Source organism: Alcaligenes sp. RM2, from assembly GCF_052931795.1.
In genome coordinates this window covers 1-23,340 of record NZ_JBRFIO010000003.1, presented here as the reverse complement: position 1 = coordinate 23,340, position 23,340 = coordinate 1, and the positions used below count along the sequence as shown (strand labels likewise).

20 protein-coding genes are annotated in these 23,340 nt (G+C 57.7%); 13 read left to right on the top strand and 7 right to left on the bottom strand.

Features of this window, described 5'->3' with window-relative positions; genetic code table 11:
- The 4 genes from thiD (at position 1) to ACU6HM_RS11780 (ending at position 3,648) form a co-directional block, all read left to right on the top strand.
- Positions 1-819: a bifunctional hydroxymethylpyrimidine kinase/phosphomethylpyrimidine kinase gene (gene thiD, locus ACU6HM_RS11795; RefSeq protein WP_336974072.1), complete on the top strand. Its 819-nt coding sequence runs from the start codon at positions 1-3 to the stop codon at positions 817-819.
- A 40-nt stretch (positions 820-859) separates the two neighbouring features.
- Positions 860-1,555, top strand: a complete 696-nt coding sequence (locus ACU6HM_RS11790; protein ID WP_035270343.1) for a 5'-methylthioadenosine/adenosylhomocysteine nucleosidase — start codon at positions 860-862, stop codon at positions 1,553-1,555.
- Positions 1,556-1,629: 74 nt separating this feature from the next.
- Entirely contained in the window at positions 1,630-2,310 is a 681-nt protein-coding gene (locus ACU6HM_RS11785) for a protein-L-isoaspartate O-methyltransferase family protein (protein WP_035270341.1), read from the top strand.
- Between the two features lie 15 nt (positions 2,311-2,325).
- Positions 2,326-3,648, top strand: coding sequence for a TolC family outer membrane protein (locus ACU6HM_RS11780; protein WP_088452020.1), 1,323 nt, complete (start codon positions 2,326-2,328; stop codon positions 3,646-3,648).
- A gap of 133 nt (positions 3,649-3,781) precedes the next feature.
- Here the strand turns inward: ACU6HM_RS11780 and rfaE2 are convergent, their stop codons facing one another.
- The 6 genes from rfaE2 to ubiE form a co-directional block, all read right to left on the bottom strand.
- Entirely contained in the window at positions 3,782-4,264 is a 483-nt protein-coding gene (gene rfaE2, locus ACU6HM_RS11775; protein ID WP_009458698.1) for a D-glycero-beta-D-manno-heptose 1-phosphate adenylyltransferase, read from the bottom strand.
- Position 4,265: 1 nt separating this feature from the next.
- On the bottom strand, positions 4,266-5,135 hold the full coding sequence (locus tag ACU6HM_RS11770; protein WP_026484472.1) for a ferritin: 870 nt from the start codon (positions 5,133-5,135) through the stop codon (positions 4,266-4,268).
- 174 nt (positions 5,136-5,309) lie between these two features.
- A complete protein-coding gene (gene ubiB / locus ACU6HM_RS11765; RefSeq protein WP_022983639.1) occupies positions 5,310-6,866 on the bottom strand; it encodes a ubiquinone biosynthesis regulatory protein kinase UbiB in 1,557 nt (518 codons plus the stop codon).
- 2 nt (positions 6,867-6,868) lie between these two features.
- Positions 6,869-7,498: a ubiquinone biosynthesis accessory factor UbiJ gene (locus tag ACU6HM_RS11760; protein WP_009458697.1), complete on the bottom strand. Its 630-nt coding sequence runs from the start codon at positions 7,496-7,498 to the stop codon at positions 6,869-6,871.
- A 180-nt stretch (positions 7,499-7,678) separates the two neighbouring features.
- Complete coding sequence (locus tag ACU6HM_RS11755; RefSeq protein ID WP_254498794.1) at positions 7,679-8,671, bottom strand: Tim44 domain-containing protein; 993 nt, start codon at positions 8,669-8,671, stop codon at positions 7,679-7,681.
- 213 nt (positions 8,672-8,884) lie between these two features.
- On the bottom strand, positions 8,885-9,655 hold the full coding sequence (gene ubiE, locus ACU6HM_RS11750; protein WP_026484476.1) for a bifunctional demethylmenaquinone methyltransferase/2-methoxy-6-polyprenyl-1,4-benzoquinol methylase UbiE: 771 nt from the start codon (positions 9,653-9,655) through the stop codon (positions 8,885-8,887).
- 257 nt (positions 9,656-9,912) lie between these two features.
- Between ubiE and phoB the strand changes: the two genes are divergently transcribed.
- From phoB to ACU6HM_RS11725, 5 genes are all read left to right on the top strand, one after another.
- Positions 9,913-10,623, top strand: coding sequence for a phosphate regulon transcriptional regulator PhoB (gene phoB, locus ACU6HM_RS11745; RefSeq protein WP_250756166.1), 711 nt, complete (start codon positions 9,913-9,915; stop codon positions 10,621-10,623).
- Positions 10,624-10,627: 4 nt separating this feature from the next.
- Positions 10,628-11,926, top strand: coding sequence for a phosphate regulon sensor histidine kinase PhoR (phoR, locus tag ACU6HM_RS11740; protein WP_009458690.1), 1,299 nt, complete (start codon positions 10,628-10,630; stop codon positions 11,924-11,926).
- Positions 11,927-12,006: 80 nt separating this feature from the next.
- Positions 12,007-12,438 (top strand): VOC family protein, encoded by a 432-nt coding sequence (locus ACU6HM_RS11735; protein ID WP_022983640.1) that lies wholly within the window; start codon positions 12,007-12,009, stop codon positions 12,436-12,438.
- Between the two features lie 2 nt (positions 12,439-12,440).
- Complete coding sequence (gene pxpB / locus ACU6HM_RS11730; protein ID WP_250756167.1) at positions 12,441-13,139, top strand: 5-oxoprolinase subunit PxpB; 699 nt, start codon at positions 12,441-12,443, stop codon at positions 13,137-13,139.
- Positions 13,136-14,149 carry a 5-oxoprolinase subunit C family protein gene (locus tag ACU6HM_RS11725; RefSeq protein ID WP_009458684.1) on the top strand — a complete coding sequence of 338 codons (1,014 nt, stop codon included), beginning with the start codon at positions 13,136-13,138 and terminating at the stop codon, positions 14,147-14,149. The genes pxpB and ACU6HM_RS11725 overlap by 4 nt, the downstream gene beginning before the upstream one ends.
- A 280-nt stretch (positions 14,150-14,429) precedes the next feature.
- Here the strand turns inward: ACU6HM_RS11725 and ilvA are convergent, their stop codons facing one another.
- Complete coding sequence (ilvA, locus tag ACU6HM_RS11720; RefSeq protein WP_009458682.1) at positions 14,430-15,938, bottom strand: threonine ammonia-lyase, biosynthetic; 1,509 nt, start codon at positions 15,936-15,938, stop codon at positions 14,430-14,432.
- 150 nt (positions 15,939-16,088) lie between these two features.
- Between ilvA and ACU6HM_RS11715 the strand changes: the two genes are divergently transcribed.
- The 4 genes from ACU6HM_RS11715 to ACU6HM_RS11700 all read left to right on the top strand — a co-directional run.
- Positions 16,089-16,631: a YqaA family protein gene (locus ACU6HM_RS11715; protein WP_022983641.1), complete on the top strand. Its 543-nt coding sequence runs from the start codon at positions 16,089-16,091 to the stop codon at positions 16,629-16,631.
- Between the two features lie 146 nt (positions 16,632-16,777).
- Complete coding sequence (locus ACU6HM_RS11710; RefSeq protein WP_446763841.1) at positions 16,778-20,719, top strand: DUF3683 domain-containing protein; 3,942 nt, start codon at positions 16,778-16,780, stop codon at positions 20,717-20,719.
- 294 nt (positions 20,720-21,013) lie between these two features.
- Positions 21,014-21,508, top strand: a complete 495-nt coding sequence (locus ACU6HM_RS11705; RefSeq protein WP_238441735.1) for a HugZ family pyridoxamine 5'-phosphate oxidase — start codon at positions 21,014-21,016, stop codon at positions 21,506-21,508.
- A 419-nt stretch (positions 21,509-21,927) separates the two neighbouring features.
- Positions 21,928-23,340 (top strand): S8 family serine peptidase (locus tag ACU6HM_RS11700; protein WP_446763840.1); only part of this gene is annotated, 1,413 nt, incomplete at its 3' end.

Below are 23,340 nucleotides of genomic sequence, written 5' to 3'. Positions count from 1 at the left end.
ATGATTCCCAACACGCTGACCATTGCCGGGGTTGACCCCTCCGGCGGCGCCGGTATTCTGGCTGATGTCAAAGCCATGAGCGCCCTGGGTGCTTATGCCACCGCTGTGATTGCCGCTTTGACGGCACAAAATACTCAAGGGGTAACCGGTATCAGCCCGGTTCCTGCCGACTTTGTGCGCCAGCAGATTGATACGCTGTTTGCCGATGTGCGCATTGATGGTGTCAAGATCGGCATGTTGGGCCAGGAGGCCGTCACCACCGTGGTGGCCGAGCGCATGGCTCACTTCAAACCTAGGCATCTGGTGCTGGACCCGGTAATGATCGCCAAAAGCGGCGATCATCTGCTGGAAAAGTCGGCCGTCCATGCCCTGCGGGAACAGTTAGTGCCCCAGTGCACCATGATCACGCCCAATCTGCCCGAAGCCGGTGTCCTGCTGGACGCCCGCCCGGTAGAAACCGTCAAGGAAATGCGTCAGGCTGCCGAGCGTCTGCGTCGCCTGATGAGTCACAGCGATCAACGCTGGGTCTTCCTGAAAGGCGGTCACCTGCCCGGTTCGGACTGCATAGACCTGCTGCACGATGGCGACAAGATGATCGAAATGCCCGCCAAACGTATTGATACTGCCAATACGCACGGCACCGGCTGCACCTTGTCGGCTGCGCTGGCCGCCCTGCTACCCCAATACAGCAATGTGCCTGACGCTGCTCTGGCTGCCAAAAAGTACTTGTACGAAGCCATTGCCCGTTCGGGTGAACTGACAGTGGGCAGCGGACACGGTCCGGTGCATCACTTCCATAAACTGTGGCCATCGTCCTGATACGTGCCGTTTGATCGGGCCGCTTGAAGGCCCCTGTCTTATGTCTACACTTGGAATTATTGTCGCCATGCGCGAAGAGCTGGAGATTGTGCTGGAGCGCTTGCAAGAGCCCCAGACCATCCAGCGCGCCGGCATGGATTTTCATCGCGGCAGCTATCTGGGCAAGCCCGTTGTGGCCGTGGTTTGCGGCGTGGGCAAGGTCAACGCCGCCGCCTGCACCCAGATGCTGATCTCGGAATTTGCCGTGGGCAGCATTATCAATATCGGCATTGCGGGTGCGGTTGAGCCCAGCATCCGGCCGGGCGATATCGTCATTGCCGATACCCTGGTCCAGCACGATGTGGAACTGAAAGCCCTGGGTCTGGCGCCGGGACAGGTTTTCCGTCTGGATACCTTCGATTTCCCCGCCGATCCCGCCCTGCTGACCGTGGCTCAAACCGCCGCCCAGCAGATCGAAGGCCACCAGGTCCATACGGGCCGAATTGTTACCGGCGACCAATTTATCGCATGTAACGATAAAATACAGTGGTTAAGCGCCACCTTCAACGCTTTAGCCTGCGAAATGGAAAGTGGCGCCATTGCCCAGGTGTGCTATCTGAACAAGGTACCTTTTGTCTGCATACGCAGTATTTCAGACAATGCCAACAGTGAAGCGCACATGGATTTTGATACCTTCTTGCCCATTGCCGTCAACAACGCCAGCACCTTGCTCCATGCAATGGTGCCGTCCTGCTAAGCCCAACTGCGCATCTTTATCGATGTGCTGGCTTATAATCGGCTCTTTGCCAAGCCTTTAGTTTTCTGGAAGCTATGAACCATTTTGCGCTGTCTGAACTCGAACGTGCCCGTTACTACATGGTGGAACAACAAATCCGTCCCTGGAACGTATCCGACGAAAAAGTGCTGCAAGCATTGGTCGAGGTCCAGCGCGAACGCTTTGTTCCCTCGTCCTTGCGCCCTTCGGCCTTTTCGGACACCGAGCTGCCACTGATCATCAATGCCGTGGACACGCACGAGACCATGCTCTCGCCCAAAGTCGAAGCCCGTCTGGCTCAAGAGCTGCTGCTGCAGCCTAGCGACGGTGTGCTCGAAATTGGTACCGGCTCGGGCTACCAGGCTGCTTTGCTGGCTCACCTGTCCCAACAAGTTACCTCCATCGAAATTGACAGCAAACTGGCCGCTTTCGCCCAGGAAAACCTGCAGCGCAACAATGTGCGCAACGTCAAGGTTGAAGTGGGTGACGCACACGCAGGCTGGGGCACCACCGAGTACGACGCCATTCTGGTCACCGGCTCCGTGCCCACCATTCCTGATGCTCTGAAGTACCAGCTCTGTATCGGCGGCCGTCTGGTTGTAGTGGTCGGTCAAAACCCGGTCATGACGGCTGTACGTATTACTCGCACCAGCGCGGCCAGCTTCGAGACGACCCCCCTGTTCGATACCTGGATCAAACCTTTGCGCGGCACCGCCGTTTCGCAGTTCCGCTTTTAAGCACATATGCGGTTCATGACTCCCTTGCGCCTGGCATTGCTTTCGCTGCTTGCCTTAAGTAGCACCGCCCAGTCGCAAGATCTGCTGCAGGCCTGGAACCAGGCCCTGGCACATGAACCGCAGTTTGGCGCTGCGCAAGCTGCGCATCAAGCCGATCAGGAACAAGTACCCCAAAGCCGGGCACAACTGTTGCCACAGATCAGCGCCATCGGCACAGCCGAACTGCAGGAGCGTCGTCAAACCAGCAAGCTGTCCAATCAGCATTCCAGTGACCGAGCTGCCTGGACCTTGACGCTGAGCCAACCCGTGTACAACCGTAATGCCTGGGCCCGTTACGAACGCGCCCAATTACTGGCGCAGGGCGCGGATATTCAACTGACGCTGGATCGGCAAGATTTGATGCTGCGCGTCAGCCAAAGCTATTTTGATGTGCTGGCTGCGCAAGATACGCTGTCTACCCTGAAAGCCCAGCAAGCCGCCATTGACGAGCAATTGCGTGCTGCTGATCAGAACTTTCAGCTGGGTGGCACCACGATTACCGATACCTACGAAGCCAAATCGCGCCTGGACCTGACCCGGGCTGGCGTCTTGCAGGCTGAAAATGCCCTGCAAGTGGCTCAGGACAAGCTAGCTGCGCTGACGCTGGAGCGTTATGACACGCTGGCGCGCCTGCGCGAGCCTTTGCGTCTTCCCGCCCCGCAGCCTGCGAATTTGCAAGACTGGCTGGATCAGTCCAGCCAATCCGGCTTGACCGTGGCACTGGCTGATATCAAGGCCCGTGCTGCCGAAGAGCAGTTGAAAAGCACCCAGGCCCTGCACGAACCCACCCTGGCCCTGAAAGCCCAAACCGGCAGCGGTAGCGACCAGACTCTGTTTGGCCAAGCGGGCGGTGGCCCACGTTCGCTGAACAGCGCTTTAGGTCTGGAGTTAAGCATCCCGATTTTCCGTGGTGGTGAAACCAGCTCGCAAGTACGCGAACAAAGCTCGCGCCTGCAACAGGCCCGCTACGATCATCAGTTCGCTATTCAGCAATCCATCCAGCAGACGCGCCAGTACTTCTCTGGCGTCACCACAGGCCTGGTCCGTGTGCAGGCACTGGAAGCAGCCACCAAATCCAGTCAGGATGCCCTGGAGGCCAACAAACTGGCTTACGAGGTCGGTGTACGTGTAAACATCGATGTACTCAATGCCCAGCAGCAGTTGTACGAAGCGCAACGTAGCTTGGCCCAAGCGCGTTACGAAGTTCTGATGAACAGCCTGCGCCTGAAAGCAGCCAGCGGCACCTTGAACGAAAACGATCTGCGTGCTGTCAACGATCTGCTTGAACCGGCATCCTGAAGCCTGCGCTGGCAAAAAATACAGACTGGGCACCGCAATCTGGCCTTTAAAAGCAGAACCTCGAGTTCACGACTTAGAAGCAAAAAAATCCCGGACCAAGCCGGGATTCAACACATCAATTTGTACTGCGCTTTTAGTCGCGCAGCTTCTTGACCAGTGCTGTCGTGGAACGCTGAAACTCGAAGGGAATCGCAACTGCATCGCCACCCCAGCTACGCACTAACGCCGTTTCAGGCAAGGCTTCCATATCGTAGTCGCCGCCCTTCACGATCAAGTCCGGACGCAGCGCCGCGATCAGGGCTTCGGGCGTGTCCTCGTCAAACAAGACCACCGCATCCACGCAGGCCAGCGCAGCCAGCAAGGCAGCGCGATCCTGCTCGGGATTGATGGGGCGCTCCGGCCCCTTGTTCAGACGGCGCACCGAGGCATCGGTATTCACACCGACAATCAGCGAGGCACCCAATTGGGCAGCCTCGTCCAGGTAGCTGACATGCCCACGGTGCAAAATATCAAACACACCGTTGGTAAAGACCAGCGGGCGCGCCAGGCGCCCCTGCTCCACCGCTTCACGCAAGGCGTCCAGACCCATCACCTTGGCCTCGAAACGTGCGCTCATATCAAGCCTGCACCAGCGTCGAATCAGAGCCGACCTGACGTGCCAGATCCTTGCGGTAGCGGTTCAGTTCCTGCACGGTCTCGAACGAGCTCCCCATCAGCAGCGACATATTGTGCAAGATGCGCGAGCTGACCTTGTGCTCCCATTCCTTGTCGAAACGAATCTGCGTATCCAGCCAGTTTTCCAGCCAACCGGGCGATGGCAGCTTGGACTGCACGGTATCTTCGGGGAACATGGCTTTGTTCACGTGCAAGTTGGTGGGATGCAGCGCCTGAGCGGTGCGATGGGCCGAAGCCATCAGAACGCCAATCTTGGAGAAAGCCAGACGGGCTTGCAGGCCAAATTCCTGGCCCTTGTGCACCAAGGCACGCTTCATGTAGCGCAAGTAAGCACCGGCGTGACGAGCCTCGTCCTGAGCCACGATCTTGTAGATGGCCTTGATCACCGGCTCGGTATGCCAGTCGGCAGCACGGCGGTACCAGTGGTTCAGGCGCACTTCACCGCAAAAGTGCAGCATCAACGTTTCCATGGCCGGGGCCGGATCGAAGTCAAAACGCACTTTGTGCAGTTCTTCCTCAGTAGGCATCAGCTCGGGGCGGAAACGGCGCAGGTATTCGATCAGAACCAGCGAGTGCTTTTGTTCTTCAAAGAACCACACGGACATAAAGGCGCAAAAATCGCTGTCATCTTTATTGTCACGCAGGAACATTTCGGTAGCAGGCAAGGCTGCCCACTCGGTAATGGCGTTCATTTTGATGGTGTAGGCTTGCTCGTCTGTGAGCTTGCTGCCATCAAAGTCATCCCACGGTATGTCATGCGCAAAATTCCAGCGCACCGCTTCCATGGATTTAAATAAGTCATGGTAAAGCATAACGATTCCTAAAAAGAATCAAGCGGTTCCTTGAGGGCGGCCATTCACCGTCCGGAAGGCGCCGGAAAGCGCCAGCTTAGCAATCAGCTGGCGGACCTGCGTCTATCGTAGAACCTGCAGTTATCAGAAATATGTCAGCCACAAAAAAACTGACGCGTTGCGGGGTCGTCACACTTATCGCCCCACCAAAGCCCAGATGGCCACCCCGACCGCAACCGCCAATACAGCACATAAGGCAGTCAATAATCGGTTGGTCTGCTGCTGCGACTGGCGCAGCAGCTTGAGTTCCTGGTTCAACGCCTGCCCTGTCTCTGGCCTATTCAAAGCGGAATACACCAGACGCGGAAGCTGCGGCATGATCTGGGCCCACTGCCCTGCTTCCTGTTTCAAACGCGAATAAAAGCCCGATGGACCAATACGCTGGTACATCCACTTTTCCAGATAAGGTTTGGCGGTATCCCACAGATCCAGCTCCGGATCCAGGTCCCGCCCCATCCCTTCCACATTCAGAAGGGTTTTCTGCAGCAGCACCAGCTGCGGCTGAATTTCTACATTGAACCGGCGCGAGGTCTGGAACAGGCGCAACAGCACTTGCCCCAGGGAGATCTCGGACAAGGGCCGATCAAAATACGGTTCACATACCGCGCGTACCGAGCCTTCCAGCTCCTCTTCACGGGTTTCAGGTGGCACCCAGCCGGACTCGATGTGCAATTGAGCCACCCGGCGGTAATCGCGCCGGAAAAAAGCCAGGAAGTTTTGCGCCAGATAGTTTTTGTCGAACTCGGACAGCGAACCCACAATGCCAAAGTCCAGGGCAATATAACGGCCCAAGCTCTCCGGTGCATCCGAGACATAAATATTGCCGGGGTGCATGTCGGCATGGAAAAAACCGTCGGTAAACACCTGGGTGAAGAAAATTTCTACCCCTTTGCGGGCCAGATCCTTCAAATCCACATTGGCGGCGCGCAGGCGATCAATCTGGTTGACCGGGATGCCCTTCATGCGGTCCATGGTGAACACGGTCGAGGCGCAATAGTCCCAATGCACTTCAGGCACGATCAAAAGCTGGGTACGCTCTACATCTTTGGTGAAGTTGCGGCGTAGCTGACTGCAGTTGGAGGCTTCGCGTATCAGGTCCAGCTCGTCGTTCAGGTACTTGTCGAACTCGGCCACCACTTCGCGCGGTTTCAGACGACGGGCATCCGGGCCCAGCCGTTCCATGAACGCAGCCAGCACGCGCATCAGACGCAAGTCTTTATGGATGACTTCACGCATACCGGGACGCAATACCTTCACCGCCACTTCGCGGCCATTATGCAGCTCGGCAAAGTGAACCTGCGCAATCGACGCCGAAGCGATGGGTTCGCGATCAAACTTCTGGAACAGTTCGTAAGGCGAAGCACCCAGGGCCTTCTGAATTGTGGCTTCCGCCACCTCCGAAGGGAATGGCGGCACCCGGTCCTGCAGCAAAGCCAGTTGCTCGGCAATATCCAGCGGGATCAAATCCCGGCGAGTGGAGAGCACCTGGCCGAATTTAACGAAGATGGGCCCCAGACTTTCCAGGGCCAGCCGTAAACGTACGCCACGTGGCAGCTTGGGTTTGCGACCCAGGCGCACAATGCGCAACATACGTGATGCCCAAGGGTGGCGGATGCTCGATAGCACCAGCTCGTCCAGGCGATAACGGAATACAACCAGCAAAATGGTCAGCAGACGACACAAGGAGAACATGCTCAGGACTCCCGCCGACGCGCGTCAAGACGCTTCAAACGCTGGTCCAGTTCGTCCAGACGTTGGACCAAACCAGCCGATTGCTCGCGCATCCGTTCCAGTTCGGGGCGGGTAACCAGTAAAGCACTTTCTTCAGTCAAGTATTCGCTGGCATTGCCTGCCAAACGCTGGCCCAGATCCCGCAAACCGGAAACGGCCCGGCGCGCCCCGCTGAACAGACGCACCGCCATGACATCACCCACAATTTTGGCCAGATCATGCTCGGCATCCCAGCGCAGATTGGCCGCCAGGTCCGACACCAGATTGGCCAGCCCAGCCTCGCCTTGCACATGCATTAACTGGGCGACACGGCTGAAATCACCGTCTTGAAGAATTTGTGGCAGTTCAGGTAGCTTGTCCTGAGGCAGTGTCAACGTGACATCCGGCACGACGGCAGGATGGCCCTGCTCCAGCTTTCCTTGAGAGCTGATGGTGTAGACCAGTTGCAAACGGCCCACAATCAGCGACACGGTTTTACCTGCATGGCTGCGCAAACGCTCACGCGCCCAATCCTCGCGATCAAGCAAGGCATTGAGCAAACGCACGCCCACGGCGCCAGGTTCTAGGAATGAAGGGATACCAAGCATGTCCATGCAAGTCTACTGCCGGGGCAAGTAAACCAGTCCAATTAAAACAGCCAGTTTAACCCGACACAGACACGGCCGGATGTACAGGGCGGCAGGAACACGGGCAGATGGGATCACAGCGAAACGGGAGCGCTCATAACAGAACAGCCGCCTGGGTAAGAAGGCGGCTGTCTGTATAGATAGAGATCAAGCGTTGGGGTCAACCGGGATCTGCTGAATACCAGCCAGCAGCCAGCCTGCGCCGTCGGCCTTGAACAGATTCCAGACTTCCTCAAAGCGGAAAGCCTCTGCACCCACTTCTTCACGCAGCATACCGGAGTAGCGCACGCTGGCCAGGTGGCCGTCGGCTACTTTTTCGATACCCAGCAGCTCTGCATTGAGCAGTACCACTTGAGTTACGTTCTCGCCTTGGCGCTGAGCGATTTGAGGAGCGGCTTCCTTGAGCAGGTCGTCGGTCAGGAAGGTACGCAGTTGTTCCACGTCGCCCTTGTCCCACAGCTTCTGGATTTCCACGAACTGGGTCTTGGCATTGGCAAGGAACGTAGGCGTGTCGAAATCACCGGGGATGAACCAGCTCTCGTCTACTGGCGGCGCTGGAACAGCGGCGGCAGCAGCGGGCTGAGCAGCTGGAGCGGCAGCAGGCATAGGTGCTGGCGCAGCTTGGGGCTGCTTCCATGGGCTAGTAGCAGGATCAGCATTGCGCATCATGGACTGACCACCGGCTTGTTGCATGGCAGGACGAGCAGCCGAGCCACGCAGACGACGCACGATGAACAGAACGGCGAAGACCACCAGACCGATCAACAAGAGGCTGGACATCATTTCCAGGAAAGCACCGCCCAGACCCATGCTGGACAGCAAGGCGGCAATACCCAGACCAGCGGCGATACCGGCGATCGGGCCCAGGAAGCGGGACATGCCCGACTTGGCAGCGGTACCAGCCGCAGCCGTACCGGCAGCAGCGGCACCCGCAGCAGGCGTAGCCGAGCGAGTCGCGTTATTCGCTGCAGCAGGAGGCGTCGCTGCCGAGCGGTTGCTGGTAATGTTGGAGGATTGGCGGCCAAAACTGGAGCCACCACCCATGCGTCGTGCTTCCGCATCATAAGAAACGGTCAGCAAGGCGCCGGTGCTAAAAGCCAATACAGCGGCCATGAAATAACGAGAAAGCCGTCCAGACATAGTCACAAACTCCTGACCAGAACAAGCGCTTAACACACAGGGTTTTGACGCCCCCGGCCATGCCATCCCAGTCGATTATTCAAGAAAACTTACGATAAGCTGAACATTAACATGACAAGTTCTCATGCACCATGTTTTTTTTACCGTTCATTACAGACAAAAAACGAACGGCACCAGAAGGTGCCGCTGTATATAGAGAGAGAACGCCTGGCATCAATCCAGGCGGATGCCTTCGTGCAGCGCGGCTACGCCGGCTGTCAGATTGAAATACTGCACGCGCTCCAGGCCCACTTCGCGCATCATGTCGGCCAGAGTTTCCTGATCGGGGTGCATGCGAATGGATTCAGCCAGATAGCGGTAGCTTTCCTCGTCCTTGGCAACAAACTTGCCAATACGGGGCAGGATATTGAAGGAATACCAGTCATACGGGGCCTGCAAAGGCTTGGCCACGCGGGAAAACTCCAGCACCAGCAATTTGCCGCCCGGACGCAACACCCGCTTCATTTCAGCCAGTGCGCGATCCTTGTGCGTCATATTGCGCAAGCCAAAGGCCACCGAGACGCGATCAAAATAGCCGTCAGGAAAAGGCAGGTGCTCGGCATCACAGACCGTAACGGGCGTGATGATGCCCTTGTCCTGCAAACGATCACGACCCACGCGCAGCATGGAGCTATTGATATCGGTATGCCAGACCTCGCCGTCCGCACCGGCCTGACGCGCAAAAGTCTTGGTCAAATCACCCGTACCCGCGGCAATATCCAGCACTTTCATGCCGGGACGCACTGCTGCGCGACCAATCGTGAAGGCTTTCCAGATACGGTGCAGGCCGCCCGACATCAGATCGTTCATAATGTCGTAGTTGTTAGCCACCGAATGAAAAACCTGGGCTACTTTGCCCGCTTTTTCGTTTTCGGCCACGGTTTGAAAACCGAAGTGCGTATCGGCGTTCTGGGCGGAGGAGGTTTGAGGACGCTGTTTTTCCATAGTGCATAATCGTAACGCAGATTTCCCGGTACAGAAACGAAAATCCGGCTCGCTGAGCGCTCCCCTTTTTTACACATTCACAAACCTGAAACATTAACGCCATATGATGGCGCTATTACGTGCAGTCAGGGATTTGAAGCGCCTGCCGTATTGCCCTTGAGCCGCCTGATGACAACAGCAGGCCCCGCGCCCAAGCACAATACAGACAGCCAGCCTGACCCTCTATTATTTTTTATCGGACCAGTCTGAAGCTAACAATGAGTACAAGCATATTAGTCGTGGAAGATGAGCCTGCGATCCAGGAACTGATCTCTGTCAATCTGTCTTTTGCCGGCCATAAAGTGCTGCGCGCCTTCGATGCCGAACAAGCCCAGATCCTCATTCGCGCGGAACTGCCTGATTTGATTCTGGTGGACTGGATGCTGCCCGGCTCCTCGGGCATCAATCTGGCCCGCAAACTGCGCTCGGACGAACGTACCCGTCATATTCCGGTCATCATGCTGACCGCCAAAGGCTCGGAACAGGACAAGGTCGATGGCCTGGAAGCCGGTGCGGACGATTACATCACCAAGCCTTTCTCGCCCAAAGAACTGATTGCCCGCATCAAGGCCGTATTGCGCCGCCGCGCTCCCCAGCTAACTGACGATGTGATCTCCATCGGCACCCTGCAGCTGGACCCCAGCACGCACCGTCTGTCCAGCCAGGGCATGGCGCTGACCATCGGGCCTACCGAGTTCCGTCTGCTGCATTTTTTCATGACACACACCGAGCGCGTATTCACCCGCTCCCAGTTGCTGGACCAGGTGTGGGGCGACCATGTATTTGTAGAAGAACGTACGGTAGACGTGCACATTCGTCGCTTGCGCAAGGCGCTGGAGCCTAGCGGACACGACAAACATATTGAAACGATTCGTGGCTCGGGCTATCGTTTTGCCCTTTCCCCACTGGAAAAGGCGCCGACCGCCTGATCCCATGTTCAGCATATTTACGTCTATTGTTATCTGGGCCCTGTTGGGCAGCTTGATCGGCTGGTGGCTAGGGCCATTCACCGGTCTGGCCTTGTTTTGTGGTGGCCTGTTATTGCTGGTTGTCATCAGCACCCTGCAGCTTTCCCGCGTTGAACGCTGGACCCGCAACCTGAATGATCCTCCGCCCCCCGCAGTTGGCCCCTGGGACGCCATTCTGGCTCCCATCTACCGCCAACTGCGCCGTGATCGCCAGGAAATTCAGGATCTGAATCGTTACGTAGACGGCATCATGATGGCCGCCGAGGCCCTGCCCGACGGTGCCATTACTCTGAATGGGGAGATGGAACTGCAATGGTGCAACCAGACCGCCTGTGAGCACATAGGCCTGAATCTGGCCACGGACCGCCATCACAGCATCTTCAATATCCTGCGCGAACCCGAGTTTTCTCGTTACGCCCGTCAGCCTCAATGGGATGGCCCTTTGCTGCTGCATCTGAGCAAAGACGGACGTGAGCGCTCCTTGCTGCTGCAATTAACCCCTTATGGCCTGGGCCAGTTCCTGATCGTGACGCGTGATGTCACCCAGGTGGAAATGCTGGAGACCACCCGCAAGGACTTTGTGGCCAATGTCTCCCATGAACTGCGCACACCACTTACCGTCTTGCTGGGTTTTCTGGAAACCCTGCAGGACATGCCGCCCGAAAGCCTGCCTTTGGAACAGCGTCAACGCTACGAGCAGATGATGCTGGAGCAGACTCGCCACATGCAGTCGATTGTGTCCGACTTGCTGACCTTATCCACGCTGGAATCCTCACCCACAGTGGAAGGGGAGACAGTACAGGTCAGCCAGTTGATTGAAAGCGCGCTGAAACAAGGCGAGGCTATTTCTGGCGGCCAGCACAGCTTTGTCACAGATCTGGACCCTCGCATTGCCATTCAGGGCATGGAAACCGAACTGAGCTCGGCTGTCTCCAACCTGATTACCAACGCGGTGCGCTATACCCCCAAGGATGGCACCATCACCGTGCGCTGGTATCTGAATGACAATGGCGAGGCCTGTTATTCGGTGCAAGACACGGGCATCGGTATTGCCGCCCAGGATATTCCCCGCCTGACCGAACGCTTTTACCGCGTAGACAAGGGCCGTTCCCGCTCCACCGGCGGTACGGGTCTGGGCCTGGCCATCACCAAACACATCATCGTGCGACATAACGCCGACCTGCAAATCCAGAGCCGTCTGGGTGTGGGCAGCGTATTTATGTTGCGTTTCCCCAAGAGCCGGGTTCGACTCCAGGACAGCTAGAACATGTGGGGCCATATTGGCCCTACAATAAACGGCTCTGAAGACCACGTTGGCGGCCTTATGCCGCACAGGAGCCAAGCATGTCCCATACCAACGAGCTGCGCCCTTTCCACCTGGCTTTTCCGGTCCATGATCTGGCTGTTGCACGCCAGTTCTACGGACAAACACTGGGCTGTCCCGAAGGCCGATCCTCGGACCAGTGGATTGACTTCAACTTCTACGGCCACCAGATCGTGGCTCATCTGGCCCCTTCAGAGTGTGGCAGCAACGCCACCAGCGCGGTGGATGCCCATAATGTGCCCGTGCGCCACTTTGGCGTCGTGCTGGACATGCCCACCTGGCAGACCCTGGCTGACAAGCTGGTTGCCGCTGGCACCAAATTCGTTATCGAACCTTATATCCGTTTCAAGGGCGAGCCCGGCGAACAGGCCACCATGTTCTTCATGGACCCTTCGGGCAACGCCCTGGAGTTCAAGGCCTTCAACAGCCTGGATTCGCTTTTCGCCAAATAAAGATGCACAAATCCTGGCAACTTAACGAGCAAGGCGACCGCTGTTTGCTAGTACAGTTCAGCGGCCCGCTTTCTCTGGACACCGGCTTGCGCTGTACCCGCGCCGCCCGCTTGCTGCGCGATCAGGCGCCCGCCTGTGTCCGTGATCTAGTCCCCAGCTTTACCGCAGTCGCCATCCACTTTTACCCGGATGGCAGCAGCGACCAGCTTGCTCGTTTGCACGACTATGTTCACCAAGCCCTGGTCGAGCTAGATGCCAGCCAGGACCAGGCCGCTCCCGGCGCACTGGTAGATGTTCCCGTGTGCTACGGCGGCCTCTTCGGTCCGGACCTGCCTGCCATTGCCGAACAATTGGGGCTAAGCCAGGAACAAGTCATCGAACTGCACAGCAGCCAGGTGCAACTGGTATTCATGGTGGGCTTTGCCCCCGGCGCTCCCTATATGGGCATCTTGCCCGAGCAACTGAATGTGCCGCGCCGCGCCACACCACGCACTGTGCTGCCCAAAGGCTCGGTCGCCATTGCGAACCAGCAAACCATTATTTACCCCAACGAATCCCCCGGCGGTTGGCATCTTATTGGCCGCTCGCCAGTTAATTTGTTTGATGCCCGGCGCTCGCCCGCCGCCCTGCTCGCCCCCGGCGACCAAGTGCGCTTTGTGCCTCTGCCTCACGAGCAGTTTGATCACTGGACACCCGCATGACGGTGCATATCCTCAAACCAGGCATGATGAGCAGCCTGCAAGACCGAGGCCGTTATGGACACCAGCACCTGGGGGTTTCGCCCAGCGGTGCCATGGATGAACGCGCCCACAGACTGGCCCATTTGCTAGCAGGCAATACCACCGACCAGGATCTGGCCAGTCTGGAAATTACCGTACAAGGCCCAAGCTTGCGCTTTGACGAAGCTGCCCTGTTTGTCCTGACCGGCGCAGATATGAATGCCAGCCTGGACGGCCAACCCGTAGCAGTCCTGCGCCCTACTCTGGCACGTGCCGGACAAGCCCTGACGATGCAGTCCGCCAAACCCGGCCAAGGTGCCCGTAGCTACCTGTCTGTTTACGGCGGTTTTCAGGTCGAATCCCTGCTGGGCAGTCAAAGCACCCACATGCGCGTTGGCCTGGGTGGTTTTGAAGGCCGCGCCTTGAAGAAAGGCGACCAGATCGCATTGGCTCGACCACTACCCAATGACGAAACGACCTTGAACAGTCTGCAAGCCGAGCTGGATGAGCTGCGCATTTACATGCCCGCCGCCCTGGCCCTGGCTCCACGGGAACGCCTGCGCGTCATGCTGGATCAGGCCGATTTGTTTACCGACGAATCGCTGGAATTGTTCCAAGGCCAAAGCTACCGCATCAGCCCGGCCTCAGAGCGCATGGGCTATCGCCTGGAAGGCCAGCCCTTGCAGCGCAAGTCGCCAAAAGAACTGCTGTCCGCCCCCACCTGCTTTGGCACGATTCAAGTCCCCAACGATGGCCAGCCCATTGTGTTGATGGCAGACCGGCAAACTACAGGCGGCTATCCACGCATCGGACAAGTCATCAGCGTGGATCTGGCTCAAGTTGCCCAGCGTTTGCCCGGTCAGAATCTGGGCTTTGAAGTGGTGACGGTAGAACAGGCCCATGCACTGGCTGCCCGTCAGGAACAGGCTTTCGCACGTCTGAATGACAGCCTGGAGCCGTTGCGGCAGGCTCTAAAACAGTGTGTGACATAGAGCTTGTTAAGTCGCCACCGTACTAACGGGCATCTGGCCTTATCGCACATTCGTATGGCCAAACGGCCCATCAGGCCGCAAAGGCAGTAAGGCGGCTTGAACCAATCCCCCATGACGAACTCAGGAGCAGACACCCACTGCTCCTGGCTCCCAGGCTCAATACGGCTCCAACGACAGCCACCACATTCAAGCCCCAATAAAAAAACACCTCGCTTTTCCAAGCGAGGTGTTTTCATTTGGTCTGAGGCAAGACAGCGAATGCCGTGCGCCCTCCATAGACTTACAAAAACAGCTTGTAAGCCGGGTTATCCGTTTCGTCCCAGTGCGGGTAGCCCAGATTGCCCAGGAAAGCCTTGAATTCCTTTTTATCGGAAGACGGGACCTGGATACCGATCAGAATGCGACCGTAGTCATCACCCTGATTACGGTAATGGAACAAGCTGATATTCCAATCCTGGTTCATGCTGGACAGGAATTTACGCAAAGCACCAGGACGCTCTGGAAACTCGAACCGCAGCAGGACTTCGTCCGTAGCCTGACTGGACACCCCACCCACCATATGACGCACATGGGTCTTGGCCAGCTCGTTACCCGTCAGATTCAAAGTGCCAAAGCCTTTCTTGACGAAACGCTCTTCCAGCTTTTCGATCTCCGCTTCGGAGGAAATCGACATACCCACAAAGACGTGCGCCTTTTCAGGATTGGACATGCGGTAGTTGAACTCCGTCACCGAGCGGGTGCCCAGGGCATCGCACAGGCGGCGGAAGCTGCCTTTTGCCTCGGGGATCGTCAAGGCAAACAAAGCTTCACGAGCCTGACCCACATCTGCACGGTCCGCCACCATGCGCATACGGTCAAAGTTCATGTTCGCGCCGGACGTGACCGCAATCAGGGTCTTGTTCTTGAGCTTGTTTTGAGCAGCGTAGCGCTTGGCACCCGCCAAAGCCAAGGCACCAGCCGGTTCCAGCACGCTACGCGAGTCCTGAAACACATCTTTGATAGCCGCACAAATCGCATCCGTATCCACGATGACAAAATCATCCACATACTGACGCACCAGACGGAAAGTTTCGGAACCCACCTGCTTGACGGCAGTACCGTCAGAGAACAGGCCCACGTCCGACAAATTCACACGACGACCGGCCTTGATACTGCGCACCATGGCACAGGAGTCTTCGGTCTGCACGCCGATTACTTTGATTTCAGGACGCAAGGACTTGATGTATGTGGCGACGCCCGCCGCCAGACCGCCGCCGCCAATCGCGACAAAGACCGCTTCAATCGGGCCGGGGTGCTGTTGCAAAATTTCCATGGCCACCGTGCCCTGCCCGGCGATCACATCAGGATCGTCAAAAGGGTGCACAAAGGTCAGGCCTTCGTTCTTTTGCAGTTCCAGAGCGTGCTGGTAGGAATCCGAATAGCTCTCGCCCACCAGGACCACTTCGCCGCCCAGATTACGTACACCATCAATTTTTACTTGCGGGGTGGTGGTTGGCATGACGATAACGGCACGGCAACCCAGCTTGCGCGCTGCCATGGCCACGCCTTGCGCGTGGTTACCCGCCGAAGCGGCCAATACACCCCGTTTTAATTCTGCGGCCGACAGATTGGCCATCTTGTTATAGGCACCGCGCAGCTTGAAGCTAAAAACAGGCTGATAGTCTTCGCGCTTGAGCAGGACCGTGTTACTAATTCGTGCCGATACCTGGGGAGCGGGTTCAAGTGGTGTTTCGATGGCAACATCGTACACTTTCGAGGTCAGAATGCGCTTTAGGTAATCGTTCGACATGACTCAGCTTTTAGTAACAACCGGTTTTGCCACCAAGGCCAGCCGCAGGCCCCTGCCTGAGACCGCTCACCGGAAAAGAAAAACAGAATACCATAGGCGGATGCCCTAACTGGCGTCCATTACTCCCTACAAAACCCGTCCACATTACTTATGCAAGCCTGGATCTCTGATCTTATTTCGTGGCTCTTGGCCGCCCTATCTCTGCCCGAAGTGGGCTTGAGCGCCATTTTCATCATCAGCCTGGTCTCGGCTACCCTGCTCCCCCTGGGTTCGGAACCCGCCGTATTCGCCTATATCAATCTGGCTCCACATATGTTCTGGCCCGCCGTGCTGGTTGCCACTGTGGGTAATACGGCAGGTGGGGCCATCAGCTATGCCATGGGTCTGGGCGCCGAGAAAGCCTACGAAGCCTGGCGCGAGAAGCACCCGCAACACACAGAAGACGGCGCAACTCCCAAGAACAAGGCCGCAGGCCGCTGGCACGAGCTGGGGCGGCGCTGGCTGACCCGCATGGGACCGCCCGCCCTGCTCTTGTCCTGGCTACCCGTGGTAGGCGACCCCCTGTGTGCCGTAGCCGGTTGGCTACGCCTGCCATTTTGGCCCAGCGTGTTTTACATGGCGGTGGGAAAACTGGCGCGCTATACCACCATGACCGCTGGTCTGCTGTGGATTTTCCCCAAATTGGGTTGGTAATTTGCAGCAAACTGGCCGCAAACGCACCCTTAACCCCGACTTGGCCCTGTAGTAAGGGGGCAGCCCGGCTACGATTCGTATACACTTGTCTTTTGCCTATCTGCTCCTCGCTGAGCCGCCCTTGACGGGCCTTGCCAACTATCGCCATGAACGCCCCCATTGCAAGCAAGCACCTGGCTGCCCAGGCACGCAACAACGACACGCCGCGCCTGCGTGAAATCCCCTACAACTACACTTCGTACTCAGACCGGGAAATTATCCTGCGACTGCTGGGTGAAGAGGCCTGGGAAAAGCTGTCCGAGCTCCGCTCCGAACGCCGCACCGGCCGCTCCGCACGCATGTTGTTTGAAGTGCTGGGTGATATCTGGGTCGTCAAGCGCAACCCCTATCTGCAGGACGATCTGCTGGACAATCCCAAGCGCCAGCATCAACTGATCGAGGCCCTGAACCATCGCTTGAACGAGATTGACCAGCGCCGCGACAGCGCCGTGCCCGATCGCGATGCCAAGGTTCTGCGCCTGTTGCACGCTGCTCGGGGTGCAGTAGCCGCGTTTGAACAAGAATTTACCGATACCCGCGAGCTGCGCCAGAAAATTGTGCGCTCCCTGTCGCGCCTGACCGCCAAGGACAACATCAAGTTTGATGGCCTGTCGCGCGTCTCGCACGTCACTGACGCCACCGACTGGCGTGTGGAATATCCCTTTGTCGTGCTCACCCCCGATCACGAAAACGAGATGGCCGCCCTGGTGCGCGCCTGTATCGAACTGAAGCTGACCATCATCCCGCGTGGGGGTGGTACCGGTTACACCGGCGGTGCCATTCCACTTAGCTGGCGCTCGGTTGTCATCAACACCGAAAAGCTGGATGCCATTGGCAAGCCTGAACAAACCACGTTGCCCGGCATGTCCGAGCCCGTCACCACCATTCTGACCGGTGCTGGCGTGGTGACCCGTCGTGTGGCTGACGCTGCCGAAGCCGCCGGTGCCGTGTTTGCGGTAGACCCGACCTCGGCCGATGCCTCCTGTGTGGGCGGCAATATCGCCATGAACGCGGGCGGCAAGAAAGCCGTGCTGTGGGGTACTGCGCTGGATAACCTCGCCTGGTGGCGCATGGTCGATGCCCAGGGAAACTGGCTGGAAGTGACCCGTCTTGAACACAATATGGGCAAGATCCACGACGTGGAAATGGCCCACTTTGAAGTCAAATGGTTTGATGGCCGTTACGCTCCCGGCGCGCAATTGCTGCGCAGCGAAACCCTGCATATTGAGGGTCGGCGCTTTCGCAAGGAAGGCCTGGGTAAAGACGTTACCGACAAATTCCTGGCAGGTTTGCCCGGTATTCAGAAAGAAGGCTGTGACGGCCTGATCACGCAGGCCCGCTGGGTGCTGCACCGCATGCCTGCGCATACGCGCACCGTCTGTATGGAGTTTTTCGGCCAGGCCAAGCAGGCCGTGCCCTCCATTGTGGAAGTCATTGACTACCTGAACGGCGAAGGCAAGCGCATCGGCGCCATTCTGGCCGGCCTGGAACACCTGGACGAACGCTATCTGCGTGCGGTGGGCTATGCCACCAAGAGCAAGCGCGACGGCCTGCCCAAGATGGTCCTGATTGGCGACATCGTGGGCGACGATCCCGATGCCGTGGCAACCGCCGCTTCGGAAGTAGTGCGTCTGGCCAATGGCCGCTCCGGTGAAGGGTTTGTGGCCGTCAGCGCCGAAGCTCGCAAGAAGTTCTGGGCCGACCGTGCCCGTACCGCTGCCATTGCCCGCCATACCAACGCCTTCAAGATCAACGAAGACGTTGTGATCCCCCTGCGCCGCATGGGTGAGTACACCGAAGAAATCGAACGCATCAATATTGAGCTGTCTACGGACAACAAGCTGCGCTTGACCCGTGAACTGGAAGACTTCCTGCAAGGCGATCTGCCCGTGGGCAAGATCGAAGATCACAACGACGCCGAGCACACGCGCGAGGAGATTCTGGACGAGCGCCGTCACGACGCCCTGCAAATCGTGCGCGATGTGCGCCAGCGCTGGCAGTGGCTGCAGGACAATCTGGACAAGCCGCTGAAAGACTCGCAGGCTGAGCTGGCCGAGATTGGTGTGCCGCTGGACAGCGCCGCGATCGAGGCCCGTCTGCAAGAAGACCCGAACACCTCGATTTTCCAGCTGCTGCAAGATCACACGATCCGCACCTCCTGGAAGAGCGAGATTCGTGAAAACCTGGAAAACATCTTCCCCGGCGCCGACTGCGCGGCCGTACTGACCGAACTGCAAGCCATTCACGACCGCGTGCTGAAAAGCCGTGTGTTTGTGGCGCTGCACATGCACGCCGGTGACGGTAACGTACACACCAACATCCCCGTGAACTCGGACGACTACGGCATGCTGCAGCAAGCCAATGTCACCGTGGCCCGCATCATGCAAATTGCGCGCGGTCTGGACGGCGTGATTTCCGGTGAGCACGGAATTGGTTTGACCAAGTACGAGTTCCTGACTCAAGAAGAGCTGGAGCCTTTCCAGAACTACAAGCGCGAAGTGGACCCGAACAACCACTTCAATGCTGGCAAGCTGATGCCCGGTGCGGACTTGAGCCGCGCCTGGACCCCCAGCTTCAACCTGCTGGGTCACGAATCGCTGATCATGCAACGCAGCGAAATCGGCTCCATCTCCCATGCCATCAAGGATTGCTTGCGTTGCGGCAAGTGCAAACCGGTCTGTGCCACCCACGTGCCACGCGCCAACCTGCTGTACTCGCCCCGCAACAAGATTCTGGCTACTTCCCTGCTGATCGAAGCCTTCCTGTACGAAGAGCAAACACGTCGCGGGATCAGCCTGAAGCATTGGGAAGAGTTTGAAGACGTAGGCGACCACTGCACCCTGTGCCACAAGTGCTACAACCCCTGTCCGGTGGACATCGACTTTGGCGATGTGTCCATGGAAATGCGCTCCTTACTGAACCGCATGGGCAAGAAGTCCTTCAATCCGGGCTCGGCTGCGGCCATGTTCTTCCTGAACGCCAAGGACCCGCGCGTCATCAAGGCCACTCGTACCGCCATGATTGAAGTGGGCTATAAGGCCCAGCGTGCGGTGCACAATCTGCTGGCTGCCCCTGCTCGCAAACAGGTCAGCGCTCCCCCTGCCACCATCGGCAAGGCACCAATCCGCGAACAGGTCATCCACTTCATCAACCGCAAGATGCCCGGCGGCCTGCCCAAGCAGACTGCCCGTAAATTGCTGGATATCGAGAACTCGGATTACGTACCTATCATCCGTAACCCTGAAGCCACCTCCGTGGATTCGGAAGCCGTGTTCTACTTCCCCGGCTGTGGTTCGGAGCGTCTGTTCTCGCAAGTGGGTCTGGCTACTCAAGCCATGCTCTGGCATGTCGGCGTGCAGACGGTTCTGCCTCCTGGCTACCTGTGCTGTGGCTACCCACAGCGCGGCAGCGGTCAAAGCGACAAGGCCGAGAAAATCATCACCGACAACCGCGTGCTGTTCCACCGCATGGCCACCACCTTGAACTACCTGGATATCAAAACCGTGGTGGTCAGCTGTGGTACCTGTTACGACCAGTTGGCAGGCTATGAATTCGACAAGATCTTCCCTGGCTGCCGCCTGATCGACATCCACGAATACCTGCTGGAAAAAGGCTTGAAGCTGGAAGACGTGCAAGGCGTGCGCTACATGTACCACGACCCTTGCCACAGCCCCATGAAGCTGCAAGACCCCATGAAAACGGTCAAATCCCTGGTGGGCGACAGCACCATCAAGGCAGACCGCTGCTGTGGCGAGTCGGGCACGCTGGCGGTGTCGCGTCCGGATATTTCCACGCAAATCCGTTTCCGCAAGCACGAAGAACTGCAAAAGAACCAGGACACCGTCCGTGCCGATGGTTTCCAGGGCGAAGTCAAAGTGCTGACCTCCTGTCCGTCCTGCCTGCAAGGTTTGTCCCGCTACGAGGACGAAACCAAGATGGATGCGGATTACATCGTGGTGGAAATGGCCAAGCACATGCTGGGCGAGAACTGGATGGCGGACTACGTACGCCGTGCCAACGACGGTGGTATTGAGCGCGTTCTGGTGTAAACCAAACGCATCACTCCCCCTGAACAGGCCGGCTTTATGTCGGCCTGTTTTGTAAGGGGTGAGCAAGTATCTTTTACCGCTGGACTGCTCCAGGATAAAAATGCCCCTTGGTGGGGAGAAAGCTCAGCGTGATCGCTATTCATCGCCAGGCCCTCCCCCAGAAGCGCCACTCGGATAGCAATAAAGCAAAGGGGCTGCGCGGAGATTTTTCTGCGGAGCAGCCCAAGGAAACTCCCTTAGGGACGAATGAAGTCCCAACCGCAGTATGGAAGCTTTTTCAGAATAGGTGTCTTTATGTCTGTTGATGATCCATTGCTAAACAGCCTGCAGGCCCTGCTCCGCAGCGAACGCACTGCGTCTTTGGGCACACTCAGCAATCAGGGCTTGCCGGTGGTCTCTCGCGTCCCTTTTGCGATCTGCCCCGAACAAGCCAGCATCATCATCCACATCAGCGAAATGGCGGCTCACACCCGTTATTTGCTGCAACGTCCCGATGCCAGCCTGATGGTCAGCCAAAGCGAGCATGGCCAGGATGCTGTCCATGACTTGCCCCGCGTCACCTTCCAAATGAAGGCCCGCAAACTGGAGCGCGAGCAGCCCGACTGGGAACAGGCCAAACGAGCCTATACCGCCCGTTTTCCCGATATGGAATTTCTAAGCAGCTTTACGGACTTTCATTTCTTCGCTCTGGATCTGGTCAGGGTGCGCCATATTGCCGGGTTTGCGGCGGCACGAACCTTGAAACCTGAGCTAGTGCGTGCCTTGCTGGCAGAGCCTGTGGCCGGTTGAAGTCCCCGAGTTCGCAATCGCAGCAAGCCTTGGAAGCGCTGGATCTGTGCTCCAGCCTTCACCACGTCAAAGCACCTTAATACCACGACAAACAGGTAAGCCTTCGCCCCTTACAAGCCCCGGCCTGCACCCAAAATGTTGCAGACTCTGCAACAAAGGCGTCACCAACTGATTTCCAGACAAAGAAAACAGATCACTCATTAAACGCCTTTCTGACCAGAGAAATCGCCACTCCTTCTCCTTGCCCTTCCGGTGCACTCGTCCGTTTTCGTGTGTTTCAAACGCCAAGCATGACAAAACGTAAATTTGGCCGCTATAAGATTCAACAGCTACGACGTTAAATGGCACGCAAGGACTCGACAACACGACCTCGCAACACGTTGCCGCCACACAGAGAAAAACACCCAGGAGAGGGAGAGATGTCGAACAAGAAACGCAGCACCTATGTGCTGGTGCAGATGGCCTTGCTGAGCCTGACTTTGCCTGGCCTTACCCATGCGCAAGCAGACAGCTCATTGGAGCAATGGCGTACTAAAGAATACAAACGCCAGCCTGGCCTGGACATGATCAATGCGGCCAAAGCCTACTCACTGGGCTTTACAGGCAAAGGCGTGACGGTCGGCTATCTGGACTCGGGAATTGAAGCCAAACACCCGGAGTTTGCGGGTGCCATTGCGGGCGGCTTTGACTTCAACACGGATACCCCCTATGCCAACGGCCAAGGCATAGACGCCGATCCTCCAGCAGGTCATGGCAGCCACGTTGCGGGCATTATTGGCGCACGTCGCGACGGCAAAGGCATGCACGGTGTCGCCTTCAACAGTCAGCTCTTTGCGGTCGCCTACGATGCGAGAGAAGACGATGATGATGACATGCTTGGCAACGATCCTTATGAACCGGACCCACGCGAACAAGCCGCCGCATTTGACCGCGTTGCCTCCCGAGGCTGGAACTATCTGGCACAGTTCAAACTGCCCATCATCAACAGCAGCCTGGGCGTCAATGGTTGCAACGATGCCAGTTCCCCACCACCTTGCAATGTCTTGGACTATGGCTCGCCTGAAGGCGTACTGGATTGGCAGCCACTGGCGATCGAGGCTTTCCATAACAGCGTAGACGCAGGCTCCCTGATGGTCTTTGCCACCGGCAATGAATCACAGGACCACCCTGACCTGCTGGCAGGCTCCCCCTACTGGTTTCCTGAACTAAAAGATAACTGGCTGGCCGTGACAGCCCTGGGCGAGGATGGATCTTTAGCCTCCTATGCGAACAAGTGCGGCGTAGCAGCCGAGTGGTGTCTGGCCGCCCCCGGTGGTGACGACAATCCAGGGATTAATTCGGTCCAATCCTCTGGCGGCTATGTCGCCTTTAGCGGCACCTCCATGGCCTCCCCCCACGTCGCGGGCGGTGCTGCGCTAGTGAAGGAAGCCTTCCCCTACTTCACGGCATATCACCTGCAGCAGACCTTGCTGACCACCGCCACTGACCTGGGCGACCCCAGCGTTTTTGGCTGGGGCCTGATGAATGTAGGCAAGGCCGTACAAGGACCCGGGCAATTCACCCGCCTGTTCGATGTAGACACGCTAGGCTACAACTCCACCTTCGCCAATGACATCAGTGGCACCGGCGGCCTGCATAAGCGCGGTTCCGGCTCCCTGGAGCTGACGGGCAATAACAGCTATACCGGTGACACCACCATCAGCGGCGGTCGCCTGGCCGTTAATGGCACGCTGGCGTCTGCGGTCACAGTGGAACGCGAAGGCACCTTGGGGGGGGCCGGTACAGTCGCTCAAGTCGATAACTACGGCACCCTGGCTCCAGGTAATTCGGTT